Annotated in this window: 23 protein-coding genes, 1 tRNA gene and 2 riboswitches; of the genes, 12 read left to right on the top strand and 12 right to left on the bottom strand. The window is 58.9% G+C overall.

What is annotated here, in order from left to right; genetic code table 11:
• The 3 genes from ACUVTU_RS06720 to ACUVTU_RS06710 all read left to right on the top strand — a co-directional run.
• The coding region (locus ACUVTU_RS06720) for an S-layer homology domain-containing protein (protein ID WP_445889188.1) at positions 1-763 on the top strand (763 nt) is incomplete at its 5' end.
• A 180-nt stretch (positions 764-943) separates the two neighbouring features.
• Entirely contained in the window at positions 944-1,930 is a 987-nt protein-coding gene (locus tag ACUVTU_RS06715; RefSeq protein ID WP_445889187.1) for an ROK family protein, read from the top strand.
• 23 nt (positions 1,931-1,953) lie between these two features.
• A complete protein-coding gene (locus tag ACUVTU_RS06710; RefSeq protein ID WP_445889186.1) occupies positions 1,954-3,288 on the top strand; it encodes a CapA family protein in 1,335 nt (444 codons plus the stop codon).
• Here the strand turns inward: ACUVTU_RS06710 and ACUVTU_RS06705 are convergent.
• From ACUVTU_RS06705 to ACUVTU_RS06690, 4 genes are all read right to left on the bottom strand, one after another.
• On the bottom strand, positions 3,281-3,421 hold the full coding sequence (locus tag ACUVTU_RS06705) for a hypothetical protein (RefSeq protein WP_445889185.1): 141 nt from the start codon (positions 3,419-3,421) through the stop codon (positions 3,281-3,283). The genes ACUVTU_RS06710 and ACUVTU_RS06705 overlap by 8 nt on opposite strands.
• A 175-nt stretch (positions 3,422-3,596) precedes the next feature.
• Positions 3,597-3,673: transfer RNA gene (locus ACUVTU_RS06700), tRNA-Arg, on the bottom strand.
• Between the two features lie 149 nt (positions 3,674-3,822).
• Positions 3,823-4,473: a potassium channel family protein gene (locus ACUVTU_RS06695; protein ID WP_445889184.1), complete on the bottom strand. Its 651-nt coding sequence runs from the start codon at positions 4,471-4,473 to the stop codon at positions 3,823-3,825.
• Positions 4,474-4,528: 55 nt separating this feature from the next.
• On the bottom strand, positions 4,529-5,875 hold the full coding sequence (locus tag ACUVTU_RS06690; protein WP_445889183.1) for a TrkH family potassium uptake protein: 1,347 nt from the start codon (positions 5,873-5,875) through the stop codon (positions 4,529-4,531).
• A gap of 293 nt (positions 5,876-6,168) precedes the next feature.
• Here ACUVTU_RS06690 and ACUVTU_RS06685 point away from each other — a divergent pair, with 293 nt between their 5' ends.
• Together ACUVTU_RS06685 and ACUVTU_RS06680 are read left to right on the top strand one after the other, a co-directional pair.
• Entirely contained in the window at positions 6,169-7,200 is a 1,032-nt protein-coding gene (locus tag ACUVTU_RS06685; RefSeq protein ID WP_445889182.1) for a hypothetical protein, read from the top strand.
• A 56-nt stretch (positions 7,201-7,256) separates the two neighbouring features.
• Positions 7,257-7,418: riboswitch (cyclic di-AMP (ydaO/yuaA leader) on the top strand.
• Positions 7,419-7,422: 4 nt separating this feature from the next.
• The gene (locus ACUVTU_RS06680; RefSeq protein ID WP_445889181.1) at positions 7,423-8,118 is read left to right on the top strand and encodes a cell wall hydrolase; all 696 of its coding nucleotides are present in this window, start codon (positions 7,423-7,425) and stop codon (positions 8,116-8,118) included.
• A 54-nt stretch (positions 8,119-8,172) separates the two neighbouring features.
• Here ACUVTU_RS06680 and ACUVTU_RS06675 read toward each other — a convergent pair whose 3' ends face one another.
• From ACUVTU_RS06675 to ACUVTU_RS06650, 6 genes are all read right to left on the bottom strand, one after another.
• Positions 8,173-8,721, bottom strand: coding sequence for a helix-turn-helix domain-containing protein (locus tag ACUVTU_RS06675; protein ID WP_445889180.1), 549 nt, complete (start codon positions 8,719-8,721; stop codon positions 8,173-8,175).
• Positions 8,722-8,845: 124 nt separating this feature from the next.
• Positions 8,846-9,079 carry a hypothetical protein gene (locus tag ACUVTU_RS06670; protein ID WP_445889191.1) on the bottom strand — a complete coding sequence of 78 codons (234 nt, stop codon included), beginning with the start codon at positions 9,077-9,079 and terminating at the stop codon, positions 8,846-8,848.
• Positions 9,080-9,183: 104 nt separating this feature from the next.
• Positions 9,184-11,064 (bottom strand): glycoside hydrolase family 15 protein, encoded by a 1,881-nt coding sequence (locus ACUVTU_RS06665; RefSeq protein ID WP_445889179.1) that lies wholly within the window; start codon positions 11,062-11,064, stop codon positions 9,184-9,186.
• A gap of 178 nt (positions 11,065-11,242) precedes the next feature.
• Complete coding sequence (locus ACUVTU_RS06660) at positions 11,243-11,671, bottom strand: hypothetical protein (RefSeq protein ID WP_445889178.1); 429 nt, start codon at positions 11,669-11,671, stop codon at positions 11,243-11,245.
• A gap of 179 nt (positions 11,672-11,850) precedes the next feature.
• Positions 11,851-12,168, bottom strand: a complete 318-nt coding sequence (locus ACUVTU_RS06655) for a hypothetical protein (protein ID WP_445889177.1) — start codon at positions 12,166-12,168, stop codon at positions 11,851-11,853.
• Positions 12,169-12,264: 96 nt separating this feature from the next.
• Positions 12,265-13,557 (bottom strand): ATP-binding protein, encoded by a 1,293-nt coding sequence (locus ACUVTU_RS06650; RefSeq protein WP_445889176.1) that lies wholly within the window; start codon positions 13,555-13,557, stop codon positions 12,265-12,267.
• Between the two features lie 168 nt (positions 13,558-13,725).
• On the opposite strand from ACUVTU_RS06650, the gene ACUVTU_RS06645 reads away from it, so the two are divergent.
• The 4 genes from ACUVTU_RS06645 to cobT all read left to right on the top strand — a co-directional run bounded on the left by ACUVTU_RS06645 (position 13,726) and on the right by cobT (position 19,090).
• Positions 13,726-14,253: a ferredoxin domain-containing protein gene (locus ACUVTU_RS06645; protein WP_445889175.1), complete on the top strand. Its 528-nt coding sequence runs from the start codon at positions 13,726-13,728 to the stop codon at positions 14,251-14,253.
• A gap of 32 nt (positions 14,254-14,285) precedes the next feature.
• Complete coding sequence (locus ACUVTU_RS06640; protein WP_445889174.1) at positions 14,286-16,664, top strand: S-layer homology domain-containing protein; 2,379 nt, start codon at positions 14,286-14,288, stop codon at positions 16,662-16,664.
• On the top strand, positions 16,645-17,733 hold the full coding sequence (fni, locus tag ACUVTU_RS06635) for a type 2 isopentenyl-diphosphate Delta-isomerase (protein WP_445889173.1): 1,089 nt from the start codon (positions 16,645-16,647) through the stop codon (positions 17,731-17,733). Before ACUVTU_RS06640 ends, fni begins: the two co-directional genes overlap by 20 nt.
• A gap of 20 nt (positions 17,734-17,753) precedes the next feature.
• Positions 17,754-17,944: riboswitch (cobalamin riboswitch) on the top strand.
• Positions 17,945-18,013: 69 nt separating this feature from the next.
• Entirely contained in the window at positions 18,014-19,090 is a 1,077-nt protein-coding gene (gene cobT / locus ACUVTU_RS06630; RefSeq protein WP_445889172.1) for a nicotinate-nucleotide--dimethylbenzimidazole phosphoribosyltransferase, read from the top strand.
• A 1-nt stretch (position 19,091) separates the two neighbouring features.
• Here the strand turns inward: cobT and ACUVTU_RS06625 are convergent, their stop codons facing one another.
• Complete coding sequence (locus tag ACUVTU_RS06625) at positions 19,092-19,901, bottom strand: arsenite methyltransferase (protein WP_445889171.1); 810 nt, start codon at positions 19,899-19,901, stop codon at positions 19,092-19,094.
• 74 nt (positions 19,902-19,975) lie between these two features.
• The gene (locus ACUVTU_RS06620) at positions 19,976-20,290 is read right to left on the bottom strand and encodes an ArsR/SmtB family transcription factor (protein WP_445889170.1); all 315 of its coding nucleotides are present in this window, start codon (positions 20,288-20,290) and stop codon (positions 19,976-19,978) included.
• A gap of 210 nt (positions 20,291-20,500) precedes the next feature.
• Here ACUVTU_RS06620 and pyrR point away from each other — a divergent pair, with 210 nt between their 5' ends.
• The 3 genes from pyrR to ACUVTU_RS06605 all read left to right on the top strand — a co-directional run bounded on the left by pyrR (position 20,501) and on the right by ACUVTU_RS06605 (position 23,422).
• Complete coding sequence (gene pyrR, locus ACUVTU_RS06615; protein WP_445889169.1) at positions 20,501-21,058, top strand: bifunctional pyr operon transcriptional regulator/uracil phosphoribosyltransferase PyrR; 558 nt, start codon at positions 20,501-20,503, stop codon at positions 21,056-21,058.
• A 149-nt stretch (positions 21,059-21,207) separates the two neighbouring features.
• Positions 21,208-22,158, top strand: a complete 951-nt coding sequence (locus ACUVTU_RS06610) for an aspartate carbamoyltransferase catalytic subunit (protein ID WP_445889168.1) — start codon at positions 21,208-21,210, stop codon at positions 22,156-22,158.
• Positions 22,133-23,422: a dihydroorotase gene (locus ACUVTU_RS06605; RefSeq protein ID WP_445889167.1), complete on the top strand. Its 1,290-nt coding sequence runs from the start codon at positions 22,133-22,135 to the stop codon at positions 23,420-23,422. The genes ACUVTU_RS06610 and ACUVTU_RS06605 overlap by 26 nt, the downstream gene beginning before the upstream one ends.
• The last annotated feature ends 39 nt before the right edge of the window (positions 23,423-23,461 follow it).

Raw genomic sequence — 23,461 nt, 5'->3', positions numbered from 1 at the left:
CAGATTATGCCTGAAAATGGTTATTGGTGAGATGGTATCACGGATCCAGGAAAAAATTAAAAACAAGCTCAAGGGGCAGGTAAAGAAAGAGTTTAAAGACACGGCGGCTCACTGGGCCAGAAATGATATTGCCAGAGCTCAAGCTCTGGGCTTGATGAACGGTTATGAGGATGGATTGTTCAAGCCCGAAGCTCCCATCAACAGCGTGGAAGCAATGGTTGTGGCAGTGCGGCTGGCGGAAACGGTTACCGGCGAGGTATATGGTGATAATCCCACCAGCAAAAAATTAACCGGAGATGCTGGCAAGTCCCTGGCACAATTCCCTGATTGGGCCAAAGCTGCGGCGCAAAAAGCGCTGGCCAGCCAGATGATCAATTTAAACCGTTTTCACAGTCAGGTGCAGGCCACGCGGGCTCAGGTAGCCGTGATGCTGGCCAGGGCGCTGGGCCTGCAGCCGGTACAACCGGTGTCTTTAGTTTTCAAAGATGCAGTACTGCTCTCCAAAGAAGATGCGGGCTATATCATTGCTCTGTATGAGGCCGGTGTGGTCAAGGGCACGCCGGATGGACGGTTTAATCCCAACAGCGCCATCACCAGGGCGGAGTTTGCGGCATTGCTGGCCCGGTTAACCAGTGTTGTGGAAGAAAAACTGGGGATTGAAGAAGATGATGTTCAGGAATCAAATGAACAAAATAATGAGCAAAACCAACCGGTCAGCGAGCAAACCGGTGAACAGGCTGGCGAACAAGCTGGTGAGCAGTAAGATTTAGTTAAGCCCCCCGGCCTGTTGAGCATAGGCCGGGGGGCTTTTGGTGATGATAGTATTGTCCGGTTGCCTGTTATACCGGTTATCAGAGAGATAGCAAGCGGTCTGCTGAAATGGCGGGCCGCTTTGTGGTATAATGTGGTAAGGTACCTTAACCAAACGGGAGTGGTGCAGGGCATGGGGAAAAAAAACCGGGCTGTGGGCCTGGGTTTGGATGTTGGCGGCACCAATATCGCCGGCGCTCTGGTGGATGAGGCCGGCTGTCTGCTGGAGGAATATACTTTGCCCACGGAGTCCTGGAAAGGGCCCGAGGCGGTGATGGAACGGGTATTGATGGTGGCGGGGCATTTGTTCCGGCAGGCGGCGGGCCGGGGGCTGGTCGTGCGGGGCATCGGCATGGGGGTGCCCGGGCCGCTGGAGTCCGGGACAGGGCTGGTGTTGCATGCCCCCAATCTGGGCTGGCACGATCTGCCGGTGAAAAAAATCGTCCAGCAGCATTTTTCAGCGCCCGTGTTCGTGGAAAATGATGTGCGCTGCGCGGCACTGGGGGAGAAGTTTTTCGGGGCCGGACGGGGTGTGGAAGATTTAATCTGCGTGGCGCTGGGTACCGGCGTGGGGGCGGGTATTTTTGTTGCGGGAAGCCTGTTGCGCGGCTCCGGGGATATTGCCGGCGAGATCGGGCATATTTGTCTGGATCCGAATGGTCCCCCCTGCAACTGCGGCCGGCGCGGCTGTCTGGAGGTCTATGCCGGGGCCGCCGGGATTGCCCGGCGGGCCCGGGAGGCAATACAGAGCGGTAAACAGTCGGTGATTGCTGAGCTGGTGGGCGGTAAGCCGGAACTGATTGATCCCGCCGTGCTCTCCCGGGCAGCCGGACAGGGTGACCGGCTGGCCCTGGAAATCTGGCGGGAAACCGGAGAACTGGTGGGCTGGGCTCTGGCTACAGCGGTTACGCTGCTCAACCCGCGGCTGGTTATTGTGGGCGGCGGGGTGGCCAGAGCTGGTGAAGTGCTCCTGGGGCCCATGCGCGATACGCTTTGCCGGAGGGCCATGCCGGAACATGCCCGCCAGGTGGAGGTGGTTTCGGCTCACCTGGGCGAGCGGGCCGGAGTAATCGGAGCGGCCAGCCTGGCCTGGAAAAACATTTCCGGTGCCTGTCGGTAAAAATTTTGTTGGAGTGGGCAAACATGCTTGTACCTTCGCCGGATCTGCTGGCCGAGAGGTTACGTGACTGGCGGCTGCAGCAAAAACTGGATCTGAAGGAAGTAGCCCTGGCCTGTAAAATGCCCTGGAAAAAACTCGGGGATTTTGAAAACGGTCAGGCCAGGCTTTCCGTGCAGGAAATTGAAGCATTGTTGAGTTATTATGGCGTGACGGCGGATCAGCTGCTCGGGGCCGGATCAGGTTGGAGGGGCAAAGCCCGGGACATTTTGGGCAAGCTGGTTGCGGTTTTCCTGGTAGTGGTATTTATCTGGGCAGCGGTTGCCTATACAATTAACGGACGAATATTTAACAGCAATACGACCGGTCGCGTTATGGAACAATCTCTCCCGCATGATGATGCAAAAGCCGGGGCTAAGGACTCTGTTCTGCAGTCCGCCGGGAACGGGCAGGACCAACCGTCATCACCGGGTATTGGGCCGTCCGGCCAGGCCGAGCAGGCCCTGGTCATGCGCTTATACGGGGATGCGCTCTGGGAACAGCCTCCGCCTGATGTGTCTACTCCTGCGGCAAACCTGGTGCAGGTATACACAATTACTGCGCTGACAGACCGGTCGGGACTGCCGGAATGGCTGGCCAGGCGCAGTCGGCAGGCAGATCGGATCATTTTAAATCTGGCCACCAACCATGCCCTGGATGCCGGGCGGGATCAGGTGCGGGGTATGCTGGAACTGCTGCAGCAGCATGGTCTGGTTGTCCTGGGTTTGGGTTCCAGCCCGGAATGTTACCGGCCGGCGATAATTGATAGTCCGCAGGGTAAAGTGGGTATGCTGGCTTTTTCAGCCATCCTGCCGCAGGCCGATTGGAAAGCGGGGCCCCGCCATTTTGGCGTGGCCCACGCTTACGACCAGAAAAACATGCTGGCAGCTGTGCGCCAGGCCAGCCAGCTGGTGGATCTGCTGGTAGTGCTGATGCACTGGGGTACCACCTTCGACCGGCAGCCGGCGGCCGCCCAGACGGCGCTGGCCCGCCGCCTGATTGATGCCGGGGCGGACCTGGTTGTCGGTACCCATCCGCTCTCGGCGCAGCGGGTGGAAAGGTACGGTGACAGGTACATCTTTTACGGTCTGGGGCATGTGACCAGCCGTTATCAAAGCAGTCAGGGGCATATTCTGGTACTGGACGTGCAGATTGAGCATAAAAAAATCAGCGCTATAACCCTGCAGCCAGGAACTTTGCGCCGGGGCCGGGCCAGCTTGGCTGACAGCGACCAGGAAAAGGAAAGGCTGTATCGCTATCTGGCCGGTCTATTGCCGCCGGAAACCGCCGGGGATAAAAATGCCCCCGTTATTGTCAGGTAGGGTCCACTTCGTCATAGGACAGGCGGGTAACCCGGGTAAAGTCGCCCCGGCGGCGTTCCTCTTCGCTGGCGCTTCTTTCCAGTTCTTCAGCACTGCCGGGTGCGATATTGGGTGAGGTTTTTTTCTCGGTCATGCTGCCTGGTCTCCTTCACAGTTTTTTATATTATGTGCAGTTCAGAGAATTATTTATTAAGCAAAGTTTTACTCCAGAATAGATGGGTGGCACCAGTTTGTTCCCCAAAGGGCCTTTCTGCAGAATTCGCTATAAATCGAAAGCCCCGCAAATGCTTGCGGGGCCTGGCTTTTGCTGGCGTCCCAGGAGGGATTCGAACCCCCGGCCTACGGATTAGAAGTCCGTTGCTCTATCCAGCTGAGCTACTGGGACAGCAGTAATTAATGACTGGCGCAATGTTTATTATAGCAAAAACAAACAGGCAGTGTCAATGTTTCGGGTGGCAGGATAGCGTTTGGCATTGAGCACAGCGCCGGCCGGAGAGGGAGAAAGAGCCAAAAGGGACGGGCGTTCAACAGGGTTCAATCCGTGGTCTCAAACAGTTTTAATTTTTCATTTTGACCAATGACTATCAAAATATCATTTTTCTCCAGCACCTGTCTGGCGCCGGGGGAAATGATGAATTCGCCGTTGCGCCGGATGGCCAGAACGGTCACACCGTATTTTTTGCGCAAGTCAGCCTCCTGCAGGGTCTTGCCCAGGAATTTCTCCGGTGTGGCCATTTCAATCAGGCTGTAATCGGGCGAAAGGTTGATCTGGTCAATGATGTTGCGCGACACCAGCCAGCGGGCCACCCGCTCGCCCATGTCCCTTTCAGGGAAAACCACAATGTCGGCACCCACCCGCTCCAGCACCTTGCCGTGCAGCTCGTTGGTGGCTTTGGCTACCACTTTTTTGACGCCGATTTCTTTTAACATCACGGTGACCAGGATGCTGGACTGGATGTCCTGCCCAATGGCCACTATGACCACATCAAAATTGCGGATGCCCAGCGACTTCAGGACACCGTCCTCCAGGGCATTGGCCTGCACGGCGTGTGTGACCACATCGGCCATGTTATTGATGTTGGCTTCGTTAGTATCAATGGCCAGCACTTCATAGCCCATCCTGATCAGGGTGCGGGCCAGACTGGAACCGAAACGGCCCAGGCCGATGACGGCAAATTGTTTCACAGCATCTTCTTCCTTTCTCCGGTCGAAGTTAGATTTTGTATAATATACCAAAGTATTACCCGATGAGAATGTTGCCCGGCGGATGTTTGATGGGCAGTGTGGCTCTGGTGCGTGCGGCAAAGGCCAGCACCGCCGTCATGGTGCCCACCCGGCCCAGGAACATGGTCAGAATGATAATAACCCGTCCGGCCTCCGAAAGATGCGGGGTCAGGCCCATGGTCAGGCCCACCGTGCCAAAGGCCGACACCGTTTCAAAAAGGGTGAGCAGGAAGTTGTCCTGGTGCTCGGTATATAAAAGAGCCGTGCTGGCCACCAGCACCAGGGCGATGGCCAGGAGCAGGATAGCCAGTGATTTGGCCACCTGATCCCGCGGCACCATCCGCCGAAAGATGGTCACATCAATGTTGCCCCGGGCCAGTGAAAGTATGGCGGATCCCAGGACGGCAAAGGTGGTGGTTTTGATGCCGCCGCCGGTGGAACCGGGCGAGGCTCCGATAAACATGAGTACAATGAGGAGCATCTGCGTGTAACTGTGCAGTGACCCGATGTCCACAGTGTTGTATCCCGCAGTGCGGGGGGTTACGGACTGGAAATAAGAGGCCAGAATTTTACCCGTCCAGCTATAGTTTTGGAGCACGTTGTCACTTTCGAACAGATAGAAGAGCAAGGTTCCGCTGACCAGAAGACCGGTGGAGACCAGCAGCACCAGCCTGGTGTGCGTGGTCAGCTTCCGGTGTTGCCGCCAGTTTGTCAGATCGACAATGACACTGAAGCCGATACCGCCCAGAATAATCAGCGTGGTGATGCACAGGTTTACCGTGCTGTCCTGGACATAACCGGTCAGAGAACCGAACTGGCCGAACAAATCAAACCCGGCATTATTAAAGGCCGATATGGAGTGAAACAGGCCGAACCACAGGGCCCGGGGCAGGGGCATGTCCAGGCTGAAGCGCCAGGCCAGCGCAGCGGCAAAAAAGAACTCCGTGGCGAAAGTAAAAATCAGGACGTATTTGCCCAGGTTCACTATGCCCTGCAGGTGGTTCTGATTGAGGGAGGCCTGCATCAGCAACCGGGTTTTCAGGCCGATTTTTTTTCCCAGCAGCAAAAACATAAACGTGGCCATGGTCATGAATCCCAGGCCGCCAACCTGAATCAGGGCCAGGATAATCACCTGTCCGGCAGTGGACCAGTAGGTACCCGTATCCACGACCACCAGACCGGTGACACAAACGGCCGATGTAGCGGTGAAAAGGGCGGTCAAAAAGCTGGTAGCCTGGTGCTGGGCCGAGGCAAAAGGCAGGCTCAGCAGAATGGCTCCCAGCAGGATGGTGGCGGCAAAGCCGGTAACCAGTACCCGGTGTGGACTCGGGTTAAATCTTCTGTTGGAAAAAATATTTCTCACTTTTGTCACCGGCGCTTCATTGCTCTGATATGTGCATGTAATAAATCTTATCACCAGCCTGTTTTAAAACAAGTGCGTTTTCCGGTTGCCGTTGGTTCAGGCGGGGCAATTTGGTGACTTCTAGACTATCTTGGGTGCAGGTGAGCACTTTTTCTTCTTTTCTTGCCGGTTTAGATGCGGTACTTTATTATGTCTGGCCTTCGGGAATTTTGCCGGCCAGCTTTTGCATTTCTAGAATAATCTATAATCTAAACAATATTCGTTTAAATTTAAAAATTTGGAGGGTGAGCTATATGCCATTACCCGGCAACTGCCGCACTACGGCCATGGGCATCTTGCCCCATCAGGAGGTGGAGCGGGCCATCGATCTGGCCCTGACGCTGGATATTCCCTTCTGGCCGCAACTGCCCCGCTTCAGCTACTACGAGGACATGTATGTGCAGGTCAGTGAGCATTTTCCCGGTATTCAGATTGATGAAAGACAGCAGCGGATTACACTGGATACGGGGCGCTTTCTGGAGGAGCTGGTGGAATATGCCGAGAAAAGCGACAGCGAGGCGATATTCAAGCTGTCACCCCGGTATTCGGTGGCCTTGGATGCTTTTCTGGCCCGGGACATTACCTCCTACCGGCTGGTTCGGGGGCAGAGCATTGGGCCGATCAGTTTCGGTCACAAGATCGTTGATGAAAACCTGAAACCGATCATTTACAATGATGACGTGCGGGAATTCATGTATGATTTCATCGCCCGCAAGATCAATGTGCAGTACCGCCAGCTCCAGCAAGCGCACGCTGCTCCCTTTATCTGGGTGGACGAGCCGGGGCTGGAAATTATCTTTGGTTCGTTTAGCGGCTACAGCAGCGAGCGGGCCAAAAGGGACATGCGGGCCTTCCTGGATAGCCTGGAGGGTCCCCGGGGAGTGCATCTGTGCGGCAATCCGGACTGGTCTTTTCTGCTCCAGGGCCTGGATTTGAACATCCTTTCCATTGATGCTTACAGCCTGGGCCAGATCTTCAGCCGTTACACCGATGCGATCAGAGAATTTCTGGACGGAGGCAATATCATTTGCTGGGGAATTGTGCCTACATTGAGTGAAGAGTTGGGGCAGGAAAGTGTGGAGAAGCTGGTGCTGCGGCTGGAGGAGATCTGGAGTAATCTGGTTGGAAAAGGGATAACACTGAAGCAGATCCTGGCTCAGGCCTGGCTGGCACCGGCCCGCTGCTGTTTAATCAATACTGACGGTTATTTGACCGTAGAACGTTCCTTCGCCACCCTGCGCCAGGTGTCCGCTCTGCTGCGGGACAGGTACGATCTGGTGGACTGAACCCGTGGCAGATATTACCGCTGGATATATGCGTTGACCAGCTATTATAATAATTAGTAAATCAAAAGCCGAATCATTGTTCTAAGAACAATGTACGGGGGAACTAATTTTTGGGGTGAAGCGGCGGTTTGGTCGGGAGGTGCATTTGCCACACCGCAGCCGGGTAGTCCTCAACCCGAACCCGTCAACTAACTCCGGAGGCTGCCAGAGGAGGAGAAAAAATTGCATAAGCTGGTCAAAAGATGGCCCGTATGGGTAAGTCTGTTTGTATTGCTGTTGCTTTTTCCTTCGGCCTGTCTGGCCGGGCAGGTTGTTTACAAAGTAAAGCCCGGCGATTCGCTCTATAAAATAGCCCTGCGGTATGGGAGCACTGTCCAGTCTCTCAAAACAATTAATCACTTGAAATCCAACCTGATTTATCCGGGACAGAAGCTGGTGGTCAAAACTGATTCCCGCAGTGCAGCGGCGGCCAGTAAGCAAGTCGTAGCTGCCAAAGTCACCAGTTCACCAATCAACCAGACAATCAGCCGTGCGGCTTTAAATACGGGTGAGGTGTCCCGCAGCGATTTCGATCTGCTGGCCCGCCTGATTACAGCCGAGGCGGGAGGAGAGCCGTATCAGGCCCAGCTGGCCGTGGGGGCTGTGGTGCTGAACCGGGTGAAAAGCGATCTTTTTCCGGATTCCATCCGGGCGGTGATCTACCAGGTGGAGGACGGCCATTACCAGTTCACCCCCGTACTGAACGGGTGGATTGACCGGCCGGCTACCGACCAGGCCAGAAAGGCGGCCAGCGAGGTGCTGGCGGGGGCCGATCCGACAAACGGGGCGCTGTATTTTTATTCCCGGGGGATTACCAACAGTTTTCTGCTCAGCCGGCCTGTTTGTTTCACAGCGGGCCAGATGGTTTTTACCCGCTAAGCTATGGGACAAGCTATTTCAAGTATAAAAACAGCCCTGACGCCAGGGCTGTTTTTACATGGGCGGGCTGATGATCCAGAATACTTCCGCCGGTGACGGGCCGGGGTTTTTCAGCAGGACCGGATGGTCAAAAATGAAATAGGCCGCATCACCGGTTTCCAGACGGTAATTTTTTCCGGGCAGGCAGATCTCCAGGCTGCCAGAAAGAACATAAAAAAAATCTTCCCGCTCGCTGCTGAACATCTTGAATTCATCGTATACCGCTCCCGGTTCCAGCCGGAAGATGAAAGGCTGCATGCGCTTTTCCCGCGCCCCCAGAAAGGTGAGCAGTTCCAGGCTGAGTCCGGGGTTGTCGGTAACCACTTTCTTTCGGTTCTGCCGCCTGACCACCAGCCACTCTTCCGGCAGGTCTTCCTCCACCAGCAGGCTGATATTGGTATTGAGCACCTGGGCCAGCGATTTCAGTGTAGAAAACGAAGGGGAAACCCTGTTCTGCTCCAGCTGGTAAATAAAGCTGGCCGATACGCCTACTTTTTCCGCCAGTTGCCTTACAGTCAGCTGATTGTTGAGCCGGATCTTTTTGATGCGGTCTCCCAAGCTCACTTGCGTCACCCCGGTACAGCCTGCATTTTTACCTGCGCCTGGAGAAAAAGCCCACCAGAAAGGCGGCTATTCCCACTACGGCGAGAAAAGCGATAAAGATATAGGATCTGGTTGTCAGCAAGGGTTATTCGCTCCTCATTGAGTCATTGAACATTTCTGCTGCCAGGCGCAGGGTGGCCACAGTGCTGGTCAACAGTGCCTCATAGAGCAGCAGAGGCAGTACATCGGTAAGGCGCGGGGAAACCTCCCCGCTGGCCACTTTGCTTTCTACAGTCCGGCCCGCTTTGTTCAGGGCCAGGTTGACCAGGGTTTCTATTTCCACCTGGTGTTCCTGCACAAAGCGGTCAATATCAATCATGGGGGGCAAAGGAATCACGTCCGTATAATTTTTATAATAAGTAAATTAACATTCAACGATTTACGCAAAAATTCCTGCCGTGCTGGATAAAAATAAATGGTGCTTCACACCCGGAATTCCAGACTGGAAAAATTGTATCGGCCGGCCAGGGCCAGCGCGGCCAGTACATACATGGCGTGCGACCAGTTAAGAGGCAGCACCCAGGCCGGTCCGCCTTTGTCTTTGTGGATTTGTTCGGGCAGCAGACCAGTGGGGGAAGCGTTGTTTTCCGCCCAGCCGAGCAGTTCCCGGGCCCGGGCAGGGTGGCCCGCCAGAGTGTGATAGATGGCCAGCCACAGGGTGAGCAGCACCCAGGGGTTGCCGCCGGCGTAACCATCTCCCTCGTAGCGGTGCAGGCCGCCCGCGCTGTGGTTCCAGAGACAGGACTCCAGGGCGGCCACGGTTTTTTGCATCAGGGGATGGTCCGGAGGGAGCAGGGCGAAAGGGAAGCACAGGCCCAGCACGGCGCTGTCCAGCCGTTCGTCCAGGTAGCAGCTGTGCGGATTGTGCCGGCGTCCCCGCACAAAGCTCTGCCTACTGGGGCTCCAGAGCCGGTCGAGCACGGCCTGCCGGATATTGCGGGCGGCGCTGCGCCAATCGGCTGCCTGCTGTTCCTCTCCCATGGTGTCCGCCAGAAAAGAGGCGGCGGCCAGGCCGCCGGAGCAGGCGGCCGCAGTGTATGTGCTCTGGCCAAACTGATCCTCCCACAGGTCCATGCTGGGGGCGGGTAGAAAATCTTCTCCCAGGCTCTGCCGGATGTGTTCCGCTCCGCTCTGCACCAGGGGCCAGATTTCTTCCAGAAAAGTCCGGTCACCGGTTAACCGGTAGTGGGCGGCGCAGCCCCAGAGTACGGCGCCCACCTGATCCCGCTGCTGGCCCCAGCTGGACCCCCAGCTACCGTCCACGAAATAGCGCTGGTGAAAGCTGCCGTCCGGGTTGAGTACCCGGCGGCAGAAGCGGTAAAAATCGGCCGCTTCCTGGTGTTTGCCGGCCAGGTCCAGGGCCAGGGCCACATAAAGCCCGTCCCGGGGCCAGCAATAACCGTATCCGCCGCTGGCCTGGAAGGCCGGATCGAATTCGGGGGCGGCGATGGAGGCGCCGGTTTTTTTTTCACTGAGCAGTTTCATGACCATCAGTGATGGAGCAAAAATAGAAACGTGCTCCGGTGGTTGGGGAGTGCCGGTTAAAAAGGTCCGCCAGTAGTCCAGGGTTTCCTGGAACAGCTCACCGGCGGGGGTGGAGGCAGCCCGGTCCAGCAAATCCGCTAGCTGCCGTGCATTTTCGGCAAAGAGCAAAAGGACGGGGAAGTCCTCTGTCTGGCCGGATTGGAGCGGTCCCAGTTCCCAGGCCAGAGCCGCCGCCCCCTCTTTGATGTTGTCCCGGCCGCCCCAGAACTCGCCCCTTAAGGCCGGCGCCCAGGGATCAGAAGGGGTGTGGCGGCGGCCGCAGTGAAAGCCGCTCAGCACACGCCCGGGGATGGTCAGCCCGGCGAAAACCCGGCGCCGGTGCTGTACCAGCAGGTTGTTTTCGATGTACATGCCATCATATTGTACCGACTCGTCAATGTTCAAAGACATATAGATTACCAGCCGGCCTGCCAGGCTGCCCGGACGCAGGTTGGTAATTTTCAGCCAGCGGCAGAACACGTCCAGGTGGGGAAGGCAAAAGTCGTGCTGGCTGACGCTGACCTCCAGACCGGGATGGGCGAGCTCGGTGACAAAAACCGCGCTGCCGGGCAGATAATACTGCCGGACGGCCCAGGCCGGGTCATCCAGCCAGATGGTCTGATTGTCGGGCAGCAGCAGGCCGGTTTTGAGTATGCCCAGGTGCTGTCCGCCGTCAACAAAGGGCCAGAAGATGCGCTGCAGGCTGCCGCTGGCGCTGATGCAGGCCAGCAGGGAGGAATTGCCGGTGATGCCGGCGGGAAACAAGCTGGTGGATAGCAAAAAAGCATCGCCTCGCCTTTTGGTTTGACCGGGGTGTCCCGGTTCGGAAACTGCTGATGTTAATATAATATATCAAATTGTTGGTCAAATAAACCCGACAAAAAAAGAAGCACCGGTGATTGTGCTTCTAAATGGGTCTTATGGAGATCTTTGGCGGGGCCGGGCCGGTGAGGTGTAGCTAGGCGGGAGCCCAGAGTATTTTTACCCTTTCTCCTTCGGTGCCGTAACAGACCCGAAAACCGTCGTACACAAACCAGAGACCGAAGAAAGTGCCTTCACCGCGGCGGCGCAGATCGCGGACGACCAGCTTGGCCGTGACATAAGGTCGCGGTACGTAGCCCGAACTGTATTTCACCAGCACGGTGTAGATGGCCTTGTGCAGTTTCTGGTCGAAGCAGTATTGTTCCGGCAGGCGGGGAAAGAGGTTGGTCCCAAACTCCCGGATGGATTCCCTTTCGCTCAGGATTTCATCGTTCAGGCACAGATACCACTTCCAGCCCTGGCGCCGGCAGTAGCGGATGGCTTCCCGGAAGATGGTATAACCGCTGTCGATTACCTCTTCCGTGTCTGCGTTGATGATTTTATCCCCCACAATCAGCACGCGCATCTTTCACACCTCACTCCTATAATCTGTTCCTCGCAGCGGACGGAGCGGTGTCATTGTAAGTAGCTGAAAATTTATTAATATTATACACAATTCAAAATAAAATGAAAATAATTTGTACATGCGTGGCCAAAAAATAAATAGCCCGGACGCACCGGGCTATGCTGCTGTTTGGTAGATTGTTAATCCTGGCCGGCTTTTCCTTCCCGGACAAAGCTTGTCTGCTGGCAGTTGGGGCAGCGGAAAGAACCATAGTCGCGCAGAGAGCGGGTGCGATGTCCGCAGTGCGGGCAGGTTACATTTACCACCTCAAAAAGATGCCCACAGGCCAGCAGGAAAAAGCCGAACAGCCCGCCGATGGTGCCGCTGACCACGGGGGGCAGCCCCGCCACCATACCGGCTCCGGCGGTAATCAGAACCAGGGCGACAAAGTAAACAACCCGTACCAGCACCAGCATCAGTTCCAGGCCTGGTGTTTTGATTTCTCCCGGGTAATACAAAGAGATCCCTCCTGTAGCTATTGTTTGGCTTTTCAGTTAAATTACTAATTCGTTTCGTGAAAAAAATATCCTGCTGCCGGCCAGGTATTTGGACAACTAAAATTGTCCCGGCGAACGTCCATACAGGTAGTCCACCAGCTGGCGGGCCGTGCGTCCGGAGTAGCCGTTGTGCCACATGGCCCAGAGCCGGGCCTGATGGAGCAGAGTCTCCTGCGGCCAGTCCAGTCCGGCCTGCCGGGCCAGGTGGAGCACTGTTTCCAAATAGGCCTTTTCGCCGGGGGCCGAGAACATCAAGCACATGGCGAACCGGTCGGCCAGAGAAAGTTTCTCCTGGACGCTGTCCTGCGGATGTTTGTCCTGGTCCCGAAAGGATTCACTGACCAGGTGGCGGCGGTTGGAGGTGGCGTAGATAACCAGATTCTCCGGTCGGCGGTGTACACTGCCTTCCAGCATGGCCTTGAGCTGTTTGTATTCGGTTTCCGGTTCTTCAAAAGACAGATCATCCAGAAAGACAATGAACTTGTAGGGCAGTTCGGCCAGCCGGTGCAGCAGAGAGCTGTACCGCGCCAGGTGGGTCCGGTCTATTTCCAGCAGGCGCAGCCGCTGCCGGCCGAACCGGTGGAGCAGGGATTTTACGGCGGAAGATTTTCCGGTGCCCCGGTCGCCGTACAGCAAAATATTGGCGGCCGGCAGGCCGGCGGTCAGCCGGGCGGTATTTTCCCGCAACGCCTCTCTTTCCTGCTGATAACCGTGCAGGGCGTCGGGAGACAGAATGTCGGGGTGGGTGACCGGTTCCAGGTCTTCCCGCCAGGTAAAGCAAAAATAGCGGCTGAAGATACCGCAGCCCAGGCTGCTGTGGAAGCTGGCCAGCGCGTGCAAAATGGCGGCCGGGTTTTCGGCAAATGCAGCGGCCAGGGCTTGCTTGTGCTCATAAAAGGCCTGCTGATCCGGGTAGCGGGGCGGGGTGGCTGCCGGGGCAGCATGCCAGATGTACTGCCAGTAACCCTCCAGGTCTGCCGGAAGCTGGCCAGGGTCGGGTTGCCAGTGGTACAGGGCCTGCAGGACGGCCAGCTCTCTTTCCAGCAGGGCGGCCAGCCTTTCGGGAACCAGGGGCTGCCCGGGGTTACTGCTGGCCGGGAGAGTGGCCATGCTGCGGCTGGCGGTATTTTCGTCCAGCATGATCAGGTCCAGCAGGTGGTTCTGCCACCAGCTGCATTCCGGCAGCCGGGGATGGCGGCATGGCTGGACCTGCTCCAGGAGCCGGGCCAAATGCTGGCAACTGCCGGCATCTTTTTGCAGCTGCCGCCAGCTGGCCAGAACCGGATCATCGAGCAGCCGGCGGTAGATCACCAGCCGGGATAAATTTTCGCCCGGGTCAAAGGGGGACATGTTGATCACCAGCCTGTCAATTGGTCTGCAGTGGCAATTTCCGCTATTTTCTGCAGCAGGAAAAAGCAACCTGAAGTAGAATTATGTAATAATAAATAGAAAAAGAAGTATTTTCAACAGATTAACCATAATGATTATACAATGAAAATTAACGGGAGGGAACCAGCCATGCAAAATGCACTGTCAATGGTGGCGGAATTGATGGCCCTTTCGGCCAGGACAGCGCCCAAATCTCTGGGGCAGGACTACGTGGAGATAAAAATTGTCAGCGGGGAAGATCTGCACAGGCTGGCCGACGCCATGGAGCAGTATGGTCGCCGGACCGGCAAGGTGAATTTCGACCGGGATGCGGCCGGGGTACGCCAGGCGGCAGCAGTACTGCTGCTGTCTTTGAAAGAAAACAAACCGCTGGGGTTGAACTGCGGAGCCTGCGGCTGTGACCGGTGTGACCAGCTGAGCGGTCGGGAAGGTCCGGAGTTTGTCGGGCCGCTTTGCGCCTGGCGGGTGATTGATCTGGGGATAGCCCTGGGTTCGGCGGTCAAGACTGCCAGTATGCTCAACGCGGACAACCGGGTGATGTACCGGGCCGGGGTGGTAGCCCGGCAAATGGGCCTGATCGGCGGGGCTATCGCCATCGGGGTGCCCATAGCGGGTTACAGCAAGAATATTTTCTTTGACCGGCCGGTCAAAAGTTAAGCTGATTACGGGCACAGGGAGGCACAACATCATTGATTGCAGCAGGAAAAGCGCTCTGGAAGAAGTCAGGAACGTGGCCCGGGGTTTTCTACCTGTTGATACTGGGACTGGTCCTTTATCTGGGACCGCTGGCTGGTGTGGCCCGGGCCCAGACCTACCCTGTACAGGAACATACCAGTCAAATAATCAGCCGGGGAGTGAATCAGGATACATACACCCTCAAGGCTGACGATGGCCAGATTATAGTCTACGTGCTGACCGTAGATCTGCTTGATCCCTACATTGATTTGCGGGTGTTGCTGGGTGCGGATGATACCTGGCAAAAGAACGATACCGTGCTCAATATGGCCCGGCGCAGCGGGGCGGTGGCCGCGGTAAATGCTGACTTTTTTCAAATGAAGGACAGCGGCCGGCCCATTGGCATGACGGTGCGGCAGGGGCAGTTGCTCAGCAGCCCGCCGCTGCGCCGGGACATGTATACCATCGCCATTGGGCAGGACAGGACTCCCTATATCGGCCTTTTTACTTTCAGCGGCCAGGTAACTGCTCCGGACGGCAGCAGTTATGCTCTGGCCGGCATCAACAAACCGGCCTATCTGCTGCCCGATGCCACCAGTTCGGACAGCAATGCCCTGCACATGTATACGGCGGCCTGGGGGGAAAAGAGCCGGGGCAGTAAATACGCGGCGCCTGAGCCCCCGCTGGTGGAAATGCTGGTGCGCAGCGGCAGGGTGGAACAGCTCTACAGCAACAGCGACCCCATGCCGCTGCCGGCAGATGGCTTGGTGCTGCGGGGGCAGGGACAGGCGGCGCGATTTCTGCTGGAAAAATTCCGTCCAGGGGACCCGGTGCAGCTTTCCTACCAGGTGCAGCCCGATATCGGCGCCGTCATGAGCGCCAGCGGTGGGCAGGCCCTGCTGCTGACCGAAGGGCACCTGCCCACCTACTTTTCCCAGGAGATTGTCGGTTACCACGCCCGCACCGCGGCCGGGTATGATGCCGAGCAGAGCAAGCTGTATCTGGTGGCCGTGGAGAACAGCAGCCGCAGCCGGGGCATGACCCAGAAAGAGCTGGCCGAGTTCATGCTGGGGCTGGGCGTGCACACCGCCATCAACCTGGACGGGGGAGGTTCCACCAGCCTGGTGGCCCGGCCGCTGGGCGACCAGAGCCCGGTGCTGCTCAACCTGCCGGAAAAGGGAGCCCAGCGGGCGGTGCCGGTGGCCCTTGGTGTATTTTCCACTGCCCCGCCCGGGGCGCTGCAGGGGTTGATCATTGCGGGACCCGAACGCATAGTACCCGGTCTGCCGGTGAAGTATACTGTCAAAGCCTACGATGAGTATTACAACCCCCTGCCGGTCATCCGGGACCAGGTGGACTGGCAGGCCGGGCCGGGCTGGGAACAGCTGGCAGCCGGTGAGTTCTTGCCCGGGGAGCCGGGGACGGTCACCCTGCAGGTTCAGTACCAGGGAGTAGTGGCGCAAAAACAGGTGCAGGTGTACAGGGATGAGCAACTGCAGCTGGTGGTGCAGCCGGCTTCCCTGAACCTGCTGCCCGGCCAGAAGGGGGAAATCAAGGTCAGCCTGCGCGATCCTTCCGGACAGCTCCATGAGGTGCCTGCGGCTTACTGGCAAATCACCACGAGCAGCGATCTGGTGGGTGTGCAGGGCAGCCTGGTTACAGCTGGAGAGCAGTCCGGGCAGGGAGAAATAAAGATAGGTTTTCGCAGCCAGAGGATAACTGTTCCGTTTACCATCAAGGCTCCCCTGCCTTTTACTGATCTGGAGGAAAAACACTGGGCCTATCCGGCAGTGTACAACCTGTACCAGTTGAAGGTGGTCAGCGGTGTGAGTGCAACACTCTTTCTGCCGGCGGAAAAAGTGACGCGGGCCCAGTTTGTGACCATGCTGGGCCGGGCTCTGGGCTGGGGACAGCAGAACCAGTCCGGCGGAAAAGGTGTCGCTTTGCCCTTTAAGGACCGGGCCGGGATACCGGACTGGGCGGCACCCTATGTGGCTTTTGCTGCCGGACAAAAATACCTGACCGGTTTTCCCGACGGTACGTTTCAGCCCGACCGCCTGCTCACCCGGGCCGAGATGGCAGCAGTGCTGAACCGGGTGCTCCAGCTGCCTGCCGCCAGCCCGGACGCCCCGGCATTTGCCGATCTGGCCGCCATTCCCGCCTGGGCGCGTCCGGCCATACTGGCCTGCGGCAGTGCCGGCTTGATCCGGGGTGATGCCGAGAACAAAGTGCACGCGCAGCAAAATGCCAGCCGGGCGGAAACCGCTGTGGTGATCAACCGTATTCTGCAAAAGGGCCTGGGCAAGGCGGCGGAGCAGGCGGAGCAGGGTGCTGCCGGCAGCAGTGGTCAGAACTCACCGGGGGGCGAGATGATTGGACCGCCAGCACCGTAAAATCCAGCATATCGAACAGGCGCTGGCTCAGCCGGAGGAAGCCGGTACCAGCGGGTTTCCGGACCTGCTGCTGGTGCACAATGCCCTGCCGGAAATAGAACCGGCCGATGTTGATCTCTCCTGCTCCTTTCTGGGTAAACGGCTGGACGCACCGCTTTTGATCAACGCCCTCACCGGCGGGCACGAAAAAACACTGCCCATCAACCGGGCCCTGGCCCGGCTGGCCGCTCGCCGCGGCCTGGCCATTGCGGTGGGTTCCCAGAAAGCCGCCCTGGAGGATCCGGCGGTTGTCCACACTTTTCGGGTGGTGCGGCAGGAAAACCCGTCCGGGGTGGTGCTGGCCAACCTGAGCGCCACCTGCCATCCCGGAGAGGCCCGCCAGGCGGTGGAAATGCTGGCGGCGGACGGTTTGCAGCTGCACCTGAACGCGGCCCAGGAACTGGCCATGGCCGAAGGGGAGACCAATTTCGGACGGGTGGCCGAGAATATCTTCCGGATTGCCCGGGAGGTGACCGTACCCGTAATCGTCAAAGAAGTGGGGTCGGGTCTTTCCCGGGATGTGGTGCGCCGCCTGTATGCCGGCGGTATCACCTGTTTTGATATTGCCGGGCGGGGTGGTACCAACTTCTTGCAAATTGAGCTGGCCCGGCGGGGTGCGCTGTGGCCCGAGCTGGGCGATTGGGGTATTCCCACGGCGGCGGCTCTGCTGGAGTGTCTGGACCTGCAACTGCCCGTGACCATCATTGCTTCGGGCGGGGTGCGCACTGGCCTGGATATGGTCAAGGCGCTGGTGGCCGGGGCCCGGCTGGTGGGCATGGCCCGTCCGCTGCTGCAGGCGGTTTACCATTCCGAGGAGTCCCTCTGCGCTTATGTTGATGATCTGCTCCTGGGCATGCGCCGGGTGATGTTTTTGCTCGGCGCCGCCCGGGTGGAACAACTGGCCCGTTTGCCGCTAGTGATTACCGGTGCCACCGCCGGATGGCTGGCGGCCCGAGGGGTGGATATCACCCGCTGGGGCAAAAAAGATCTACTGGCCGAGCAGGAAAAAACCGGTCTCTGTAGAAAGTAAAAAACAGCCTGATCATTATACAATATCTAACACCGGCAGGTGCTGTCCTTTCAGGACAGAGAATAGGGAACCGGGTGCAAATCCCGGACGGACCCGCCACTGTAACCGGGGAGCAAAGCGCCATTTACAGCCACTGGCCGTGCCGGGCCGGGAAGGCGGCGCGGCGCGTGGATCCGGAAGTCAGGAGACCTGCCTGCCGGTGTAATCCGCTGGATGATGGTAAAGTCCACGGCTAGCTGTAGCCGTGGACTGTTTATTTTTAACAGGGGAGGTAACTGCTATGTCATTGCTTCAGGAAACTATCAGCGCCATTGCCCCGCTGGATGCCGCGGCCATGGAAAAAGCCCGGCAGCGGGTGGACAGCCTGATTAAGCCGCCCGGTAGTCTGGGCCGCCTGGAGGAACTGGCGGTGCAGCTGGCCGGCATTACCGGCAGTCTGCGGCCGCCGGTGCAAAACAAAGTGATTGTGCTGATGGCCGGCGACCACGGTGTGGTGGAGGAAGGCGTGAGCATTGCCCCGCCCGAGGTCACCTACCAGATGCTGGGGGCGTTTGCCGGCGGGGTGGCGGGTGTCAGCGTCTTCAGCCAGGTGGTGGGAGCCAGGCTGGTCATTGTGGATGTGGGCGTCAAAGTGCCGGTGGATATTCCCGGTGTGTTATCATTAAAAGTAAAAAGCGGTACGGACAATATCGCCCGTGGTCCGGCCATGAGCCGGGAGGAAGCGGTGGCTGCCCTGGAGGTGGGCATCCGGGTAACCGGGGAGCAGGTGGCGGCCGGCGCCGATGTGCTGGCACTGGGTGACATGGGTATTGGTAACACCACGCCCAGCAGCGCCATTCTGGCCTGCCTGGCCGGACTTACGGCGGCGGAAGCCACCGGGCGGGGCACCTTTGTCAATGATGAAGTGCTGGCGCGCAAGATTGCCGCCGTGGACAGCGCGCTGCGCGTAAACCGGCCCGACCCGGCCGACGGCCTGGATGTGCTGGCCAGGGTGGGCGGACTGGAGATCGGCGGCCTGGCCGGAGTGGTGCTGGCGGCAGCGGCCCACCGCAAACCCGTGCTGGTGGACGGTTTTATCTCCACCGCCGCCGCCATGATTGCCGCCACCCTGGCCCCGGCCTGCCGGGACTATCTGATCCCGGCTCACCTCTCGGGAGAGCAGGGACACCGCCTGATGCTGGAACACCTGGGCTTAAAGCCGCTGCTGCAGCTGGATATGCGCCTGGGAGAGGGTACCGGGGCCGCCCTGGCCATGCCCCTGCTGGAAGCCGCCGTGGGGATGCTCACCCGCATGGCCAGCTTCCAGGATGCCGGCGTATCCGACGTGGACAGGGACAAAGCGGCCGAATTAAGCTGAGTTATTTGTAGCCCCGGATAAAGGCACTGGCCACGGCACCGTTTAAATCCCGCCTCTCGGCTTCGCTCAGGTTGGGCAGAATGCTGGCGGCTGCCGGGTCGGTGAAATCATAGGTGCGGGTGATCTGGATGGAGATGTCTTTAAATCCGGCCCGCACCATTTTTTCTCTGTATTCTTCCTGCAGCAGGGCGCCGGCCACACAGCCCGCCCAGGCCAGCAGATCCTGCTGCACCTGGAGAGGCAGGGGGCGGGTGAGCACAATATCGGACACCGCCAGCCGGCCGCCGGGCTTCAAAACCCGGTAGGCTTCGGCCAGCACCCGGTCTTTGTCGGCGGAAAGGTTGATCACACAGTTGGAGATAATCACGTCCACGCTGTTATCCGGCAGGGGGATGTCTTCAATGTAACCTTTCAAGAACTCCACATTGTCCACCCCGGCCCGCTGCTGGTTGGCCCGGGCGGTGGCCAGCATTTCATCAGTCATGTCCAGGCCATAGACCTTGCCGGTGGGACCTACCCGTCGGGCCGAGAGCAGCACGTCCAGGCCGGCGCCGCTGCCCAGATCCAGCACCACCTCGCCCGGCTGCAGGTCGGCCAGCAGGGTGGGGTTGCCGCAGCCGAAGGAGGAGGCGATCAGATCCTCGGGCAGGCCGGCAATTTCCTCCGGTTGGTACAGGCCGGCGGTGATCGGGTCGCAGGAGAACTCGCCGCCGCTGCAGCAACCACCTGCTGTGCTGCTGCAGCATCCCTGCTTCTGCTGGATGGCACCGGCGTATTTGCGGCGTACGAAGTTGCGGATGTCTTCTTTCATTAAACAAGTACCTCCCGTGGGTTGGTATTTTATTCTACGCATCAAATTTTATTGATGTGTAAGCCCAAAAAAATTTACTCCAGATCAAAATCCTGCTGGAGCTGGCGGATGAATTGTTGCAGCACCTCCCGGTTTAAAAAATAATACTTCCACTTGCCGCTGGGTTTTTCGGTGACCAGGCCGGCTTCCACCAGTTCTTTCATGTGATAGGAAACCCGCGACTGAATCAGGTTCATCCTGGCCATGATTTCGCAGTTGCACAGGCCAGCAGCGCCGTCTGCGCCGAACGGGGCGGGGCAGCAGCTCGGACTGGTGCGGGCCAGCAGCAGTAAAATCTGATAACGCAGCGGGTCGCTCAGGGCACGGGCTATTTTCTGGCTGTTCAACATGGCTATATCATATCAAATAATATTGATGTTAGCAATCAGCAGCTTAAATTATTTTATGTTTGACAGCTCTGCTGCTGATATGGTACCCTTTAACAAATGCCTATATACTCCTTTAACATCGGTCCCGTGAGGCCGGTAAGGTATGAACAGAGCAAGGTTAGTCTGGCCTGCTTACCGGCGGTAAGCAGGCTTTTTGATTGCAGGTGAGAAATGATGTTCCACAACCTGGTTCCCAAGGCGCAGATCATGGACAAAGAGGCCATCCGCCGGGCCATCACCCGCATTGCCCATGAAATTATTGAACGCAATAAGGGCACGGCGGATCTGGTGCTGGTGGGCATCCGGCGGCGCGGTGTACCGCTATCCCGGCGGCTGGCCGAACGCATCCGGGAGATCGAGGGGCGGGAAGTACCGGTGGGAATCCTGGATATCACCCTGTACCGGGACGACCTGAGCACTCTGGCCACCCAGCCGGTGGTGCACAGCACCGAGGTACCGTTTCCCATTGACGGCAAAAAAGTGGTGCTGGTGGATGACGTGATCTTTACCGGCCGGACGGTGCGGGCGGCGCTGGATGCGCTGGTGGATCTGGGACGGCCCCGCCTGATTCAGCTGGCGGTGCTGGTAGACCGGGGACACCGGGAACTGCCCATCCGGCCCGATTATGTAGGCAAAAACGTGCCCACTTCCTCCCGGGAAGTGGTCGCCGTAAACCTGACCGAAATTGACGGACAGGACATGGTGCAGATTATGGAAATACCGGGATGACCCATCCTTTAAAGACGGTCCGGAGAGGCCGGCAAGGGGGGCGGATGATCGTTATTCCTTTTGCCGGCCTGCGGCTGCCGGCGGTGCGATACCGCCGGTGGCGGGGCTTATTTTTATGCCTTTTAGTTCATGCTGGAGAGGTGAAAACCATGCCTTTGAAAAGCAGGCACCTGCTGGGTCTGGAACAGCTGACCCGGGAAGAAATCAACCTGGTGCTGGACACTGCCTCCTCCATGAAGGAGATTCTGGGGCGTCCCATTAAAAAGGTGCCGGCGCTGCGGGGCAAGACCGTGATCAACCTTTTTTACGAGGCCAGCACCCGCACCCGCACATCTTTTGAGCTGGCCGCCAAGCACCTCAGTGCCGACAGTGTGAATATTGCCACCGCGGCCAGCAGTGTGACCAAAGGGGAGAGTCTGATCGACACGGCCGCCACTTTGCGGGCCCTGGGGGCCGACGCGGTGGTGCTGCGCCACCCCATGGCCGGAGCGCCCCACCTGCTGGCCCGAAAGGTGGACTGTGCTGTAATCAATGCCGGTGACGGAGCCCATGAACACCCCACCCAGGCTTTGCTGGACCTGTTTACCATCCGGGAAAAGAAAGGGCGGCTGGCCGACCTGACCGTGGTGATTACGGGCGATATTGCCCACAGCCGGGTGGCCCGCTCCAACATCTGGGGTTTGAGCAAACTGGGTGCCCGGGTGCGGCTGTGCGGGCCGGAGACGCTCCTGCCGTCCGGCCTGGAGCAGCTGCCCGTGGAAAAATATCACGACTTTGACCGGGCCATTGCCGGGGCCGACGTGGTGATGATGCTGCGCCTGCAGCTGGAGCGGCAGCAGCAGGGCCTGTTTCCCTCCCTGCGCGAGTATGCCCGCCTGTACGGCCTGAGCCGGCAAAGACTGGGCCTGGCCGCACCGGATGCGCTGGTGATGCACCCCGGCCCCATCAACCGGGGCGTGGAAATTGCCGCCGATGTAGCGGACGGCGCCCAATCGGTGATCAACGAGCAGGTGACCAACGGAGTGGCCGTGCGCATGGCCGTGCTGTATCTGCTGATCGGGGGAGGTGGCGGTAATGAAAGTGATCCTGCGGGGCGGTGAAGTGGTGGATCCCTGGCAGAACCGGGTGCACCGGGCCGATGTGCTGCTGGAGGACGGCCGGGTGGCCGCGGTGGAGGCCAGGCTGCCGGCCCGGGGGGCGCGGGTGCTGGATGTGACCGGCCAGCTCCTTCTGCCCGGCCTGATTGATCTGCACGTGCACCTGCGCGAACCCGGTTATGAGTACAAAGAGGATATTGCTTCGGGCACGGCGGCGGCGGTGCGCGGCGGTTTCACGGCCGTGGCCTGCATGCCCAACACCAACCCGGTGGCCGACAATCTGGCGGTGCTGGAGTTGATCAAGGCGCGGGCCCGGGAGGCCGGCCTGGCCCGGGTTTATCCGGTGGCGGCCATCACCAAAGGCAGCCAGGGGGAAGAACTGGTGGAAATGGCCGAACTGGCCGCCGGGGGAGCAGTGGCTTTCTCGGATGACGGGCAGCCGGTGCGCAGTGCGGCGGTAATGCGCCGGGCCCTGCAGTACGCCGGTATGCTGGGCCGGCCCATCATCTCCCACTGCGAAGATAAAGAACTGGCCGCCGGTGGGGTCATGCATGAGGGATATGTGTCCACCCGGCTGGGCCTCAAGGGCATACCGGCGGCGGCCGAAGAAGTGATGGTGGCCCGGGATATCATTCTCTGCGAGTTGACCGGCAGTCCGCTGCACCTTACCCATGTCAGCACGGCGGGGTCGGTGCGCCTGATCCGGGAAGCCAAAAAGCGGGGCCTGCCCGTGACAGCCGATGCCACCCCGCATCATTTCACACTCACCCATTCGGCCGTGGAGGGGTATGATACTTCGACCAAAGTCAACCCGCCCCTGCGCAGCGCGGAAGATGTGGCGGCGGTGCGGCAGGGTCTGGCCGAAGGTACCATTGATGCCATTGCCACCGATCATGCTCCCCATGCCCGGCAGGAGAAGGAAGTGGAGTATGATCTGGCTCCCTTCGGCATTATCGGCCTGGAAACCGCGCTGGCCCTGGTCTGGACCGAGCTGGTGCTGCCCGGGCACCTGGATGTGCTCCGGGCCGCGGCCAGAATGGCGGCGGCGCCGGCAGACATCCTGCATCTGCCGGTCTGCAACTGGCAGCCCGGCTGTCCGGCCGACATCACGGTGTTCGATCCGGCGGCCGTCTGGGTGGTGGACCCGGACCGCCTGGCCAGCAAGAGCCGCAACACGCCTTTTGCCGGCCGCCGGCTGCAGGGCCGGGTGACCATGACCATAGTGGAGGGACGGGTAGTGTACAGCGCGACGGAAGCAGCGCTGTGATGGAGGGCAAAGCGCTCCGGCAGCGCTCTCAATATATGT

The organism is Desulfurispora sp. (assembly GCF_052744395.1).
This window is presented reverse-complemented; position numbering and strand designations above follow the sequence as displayed.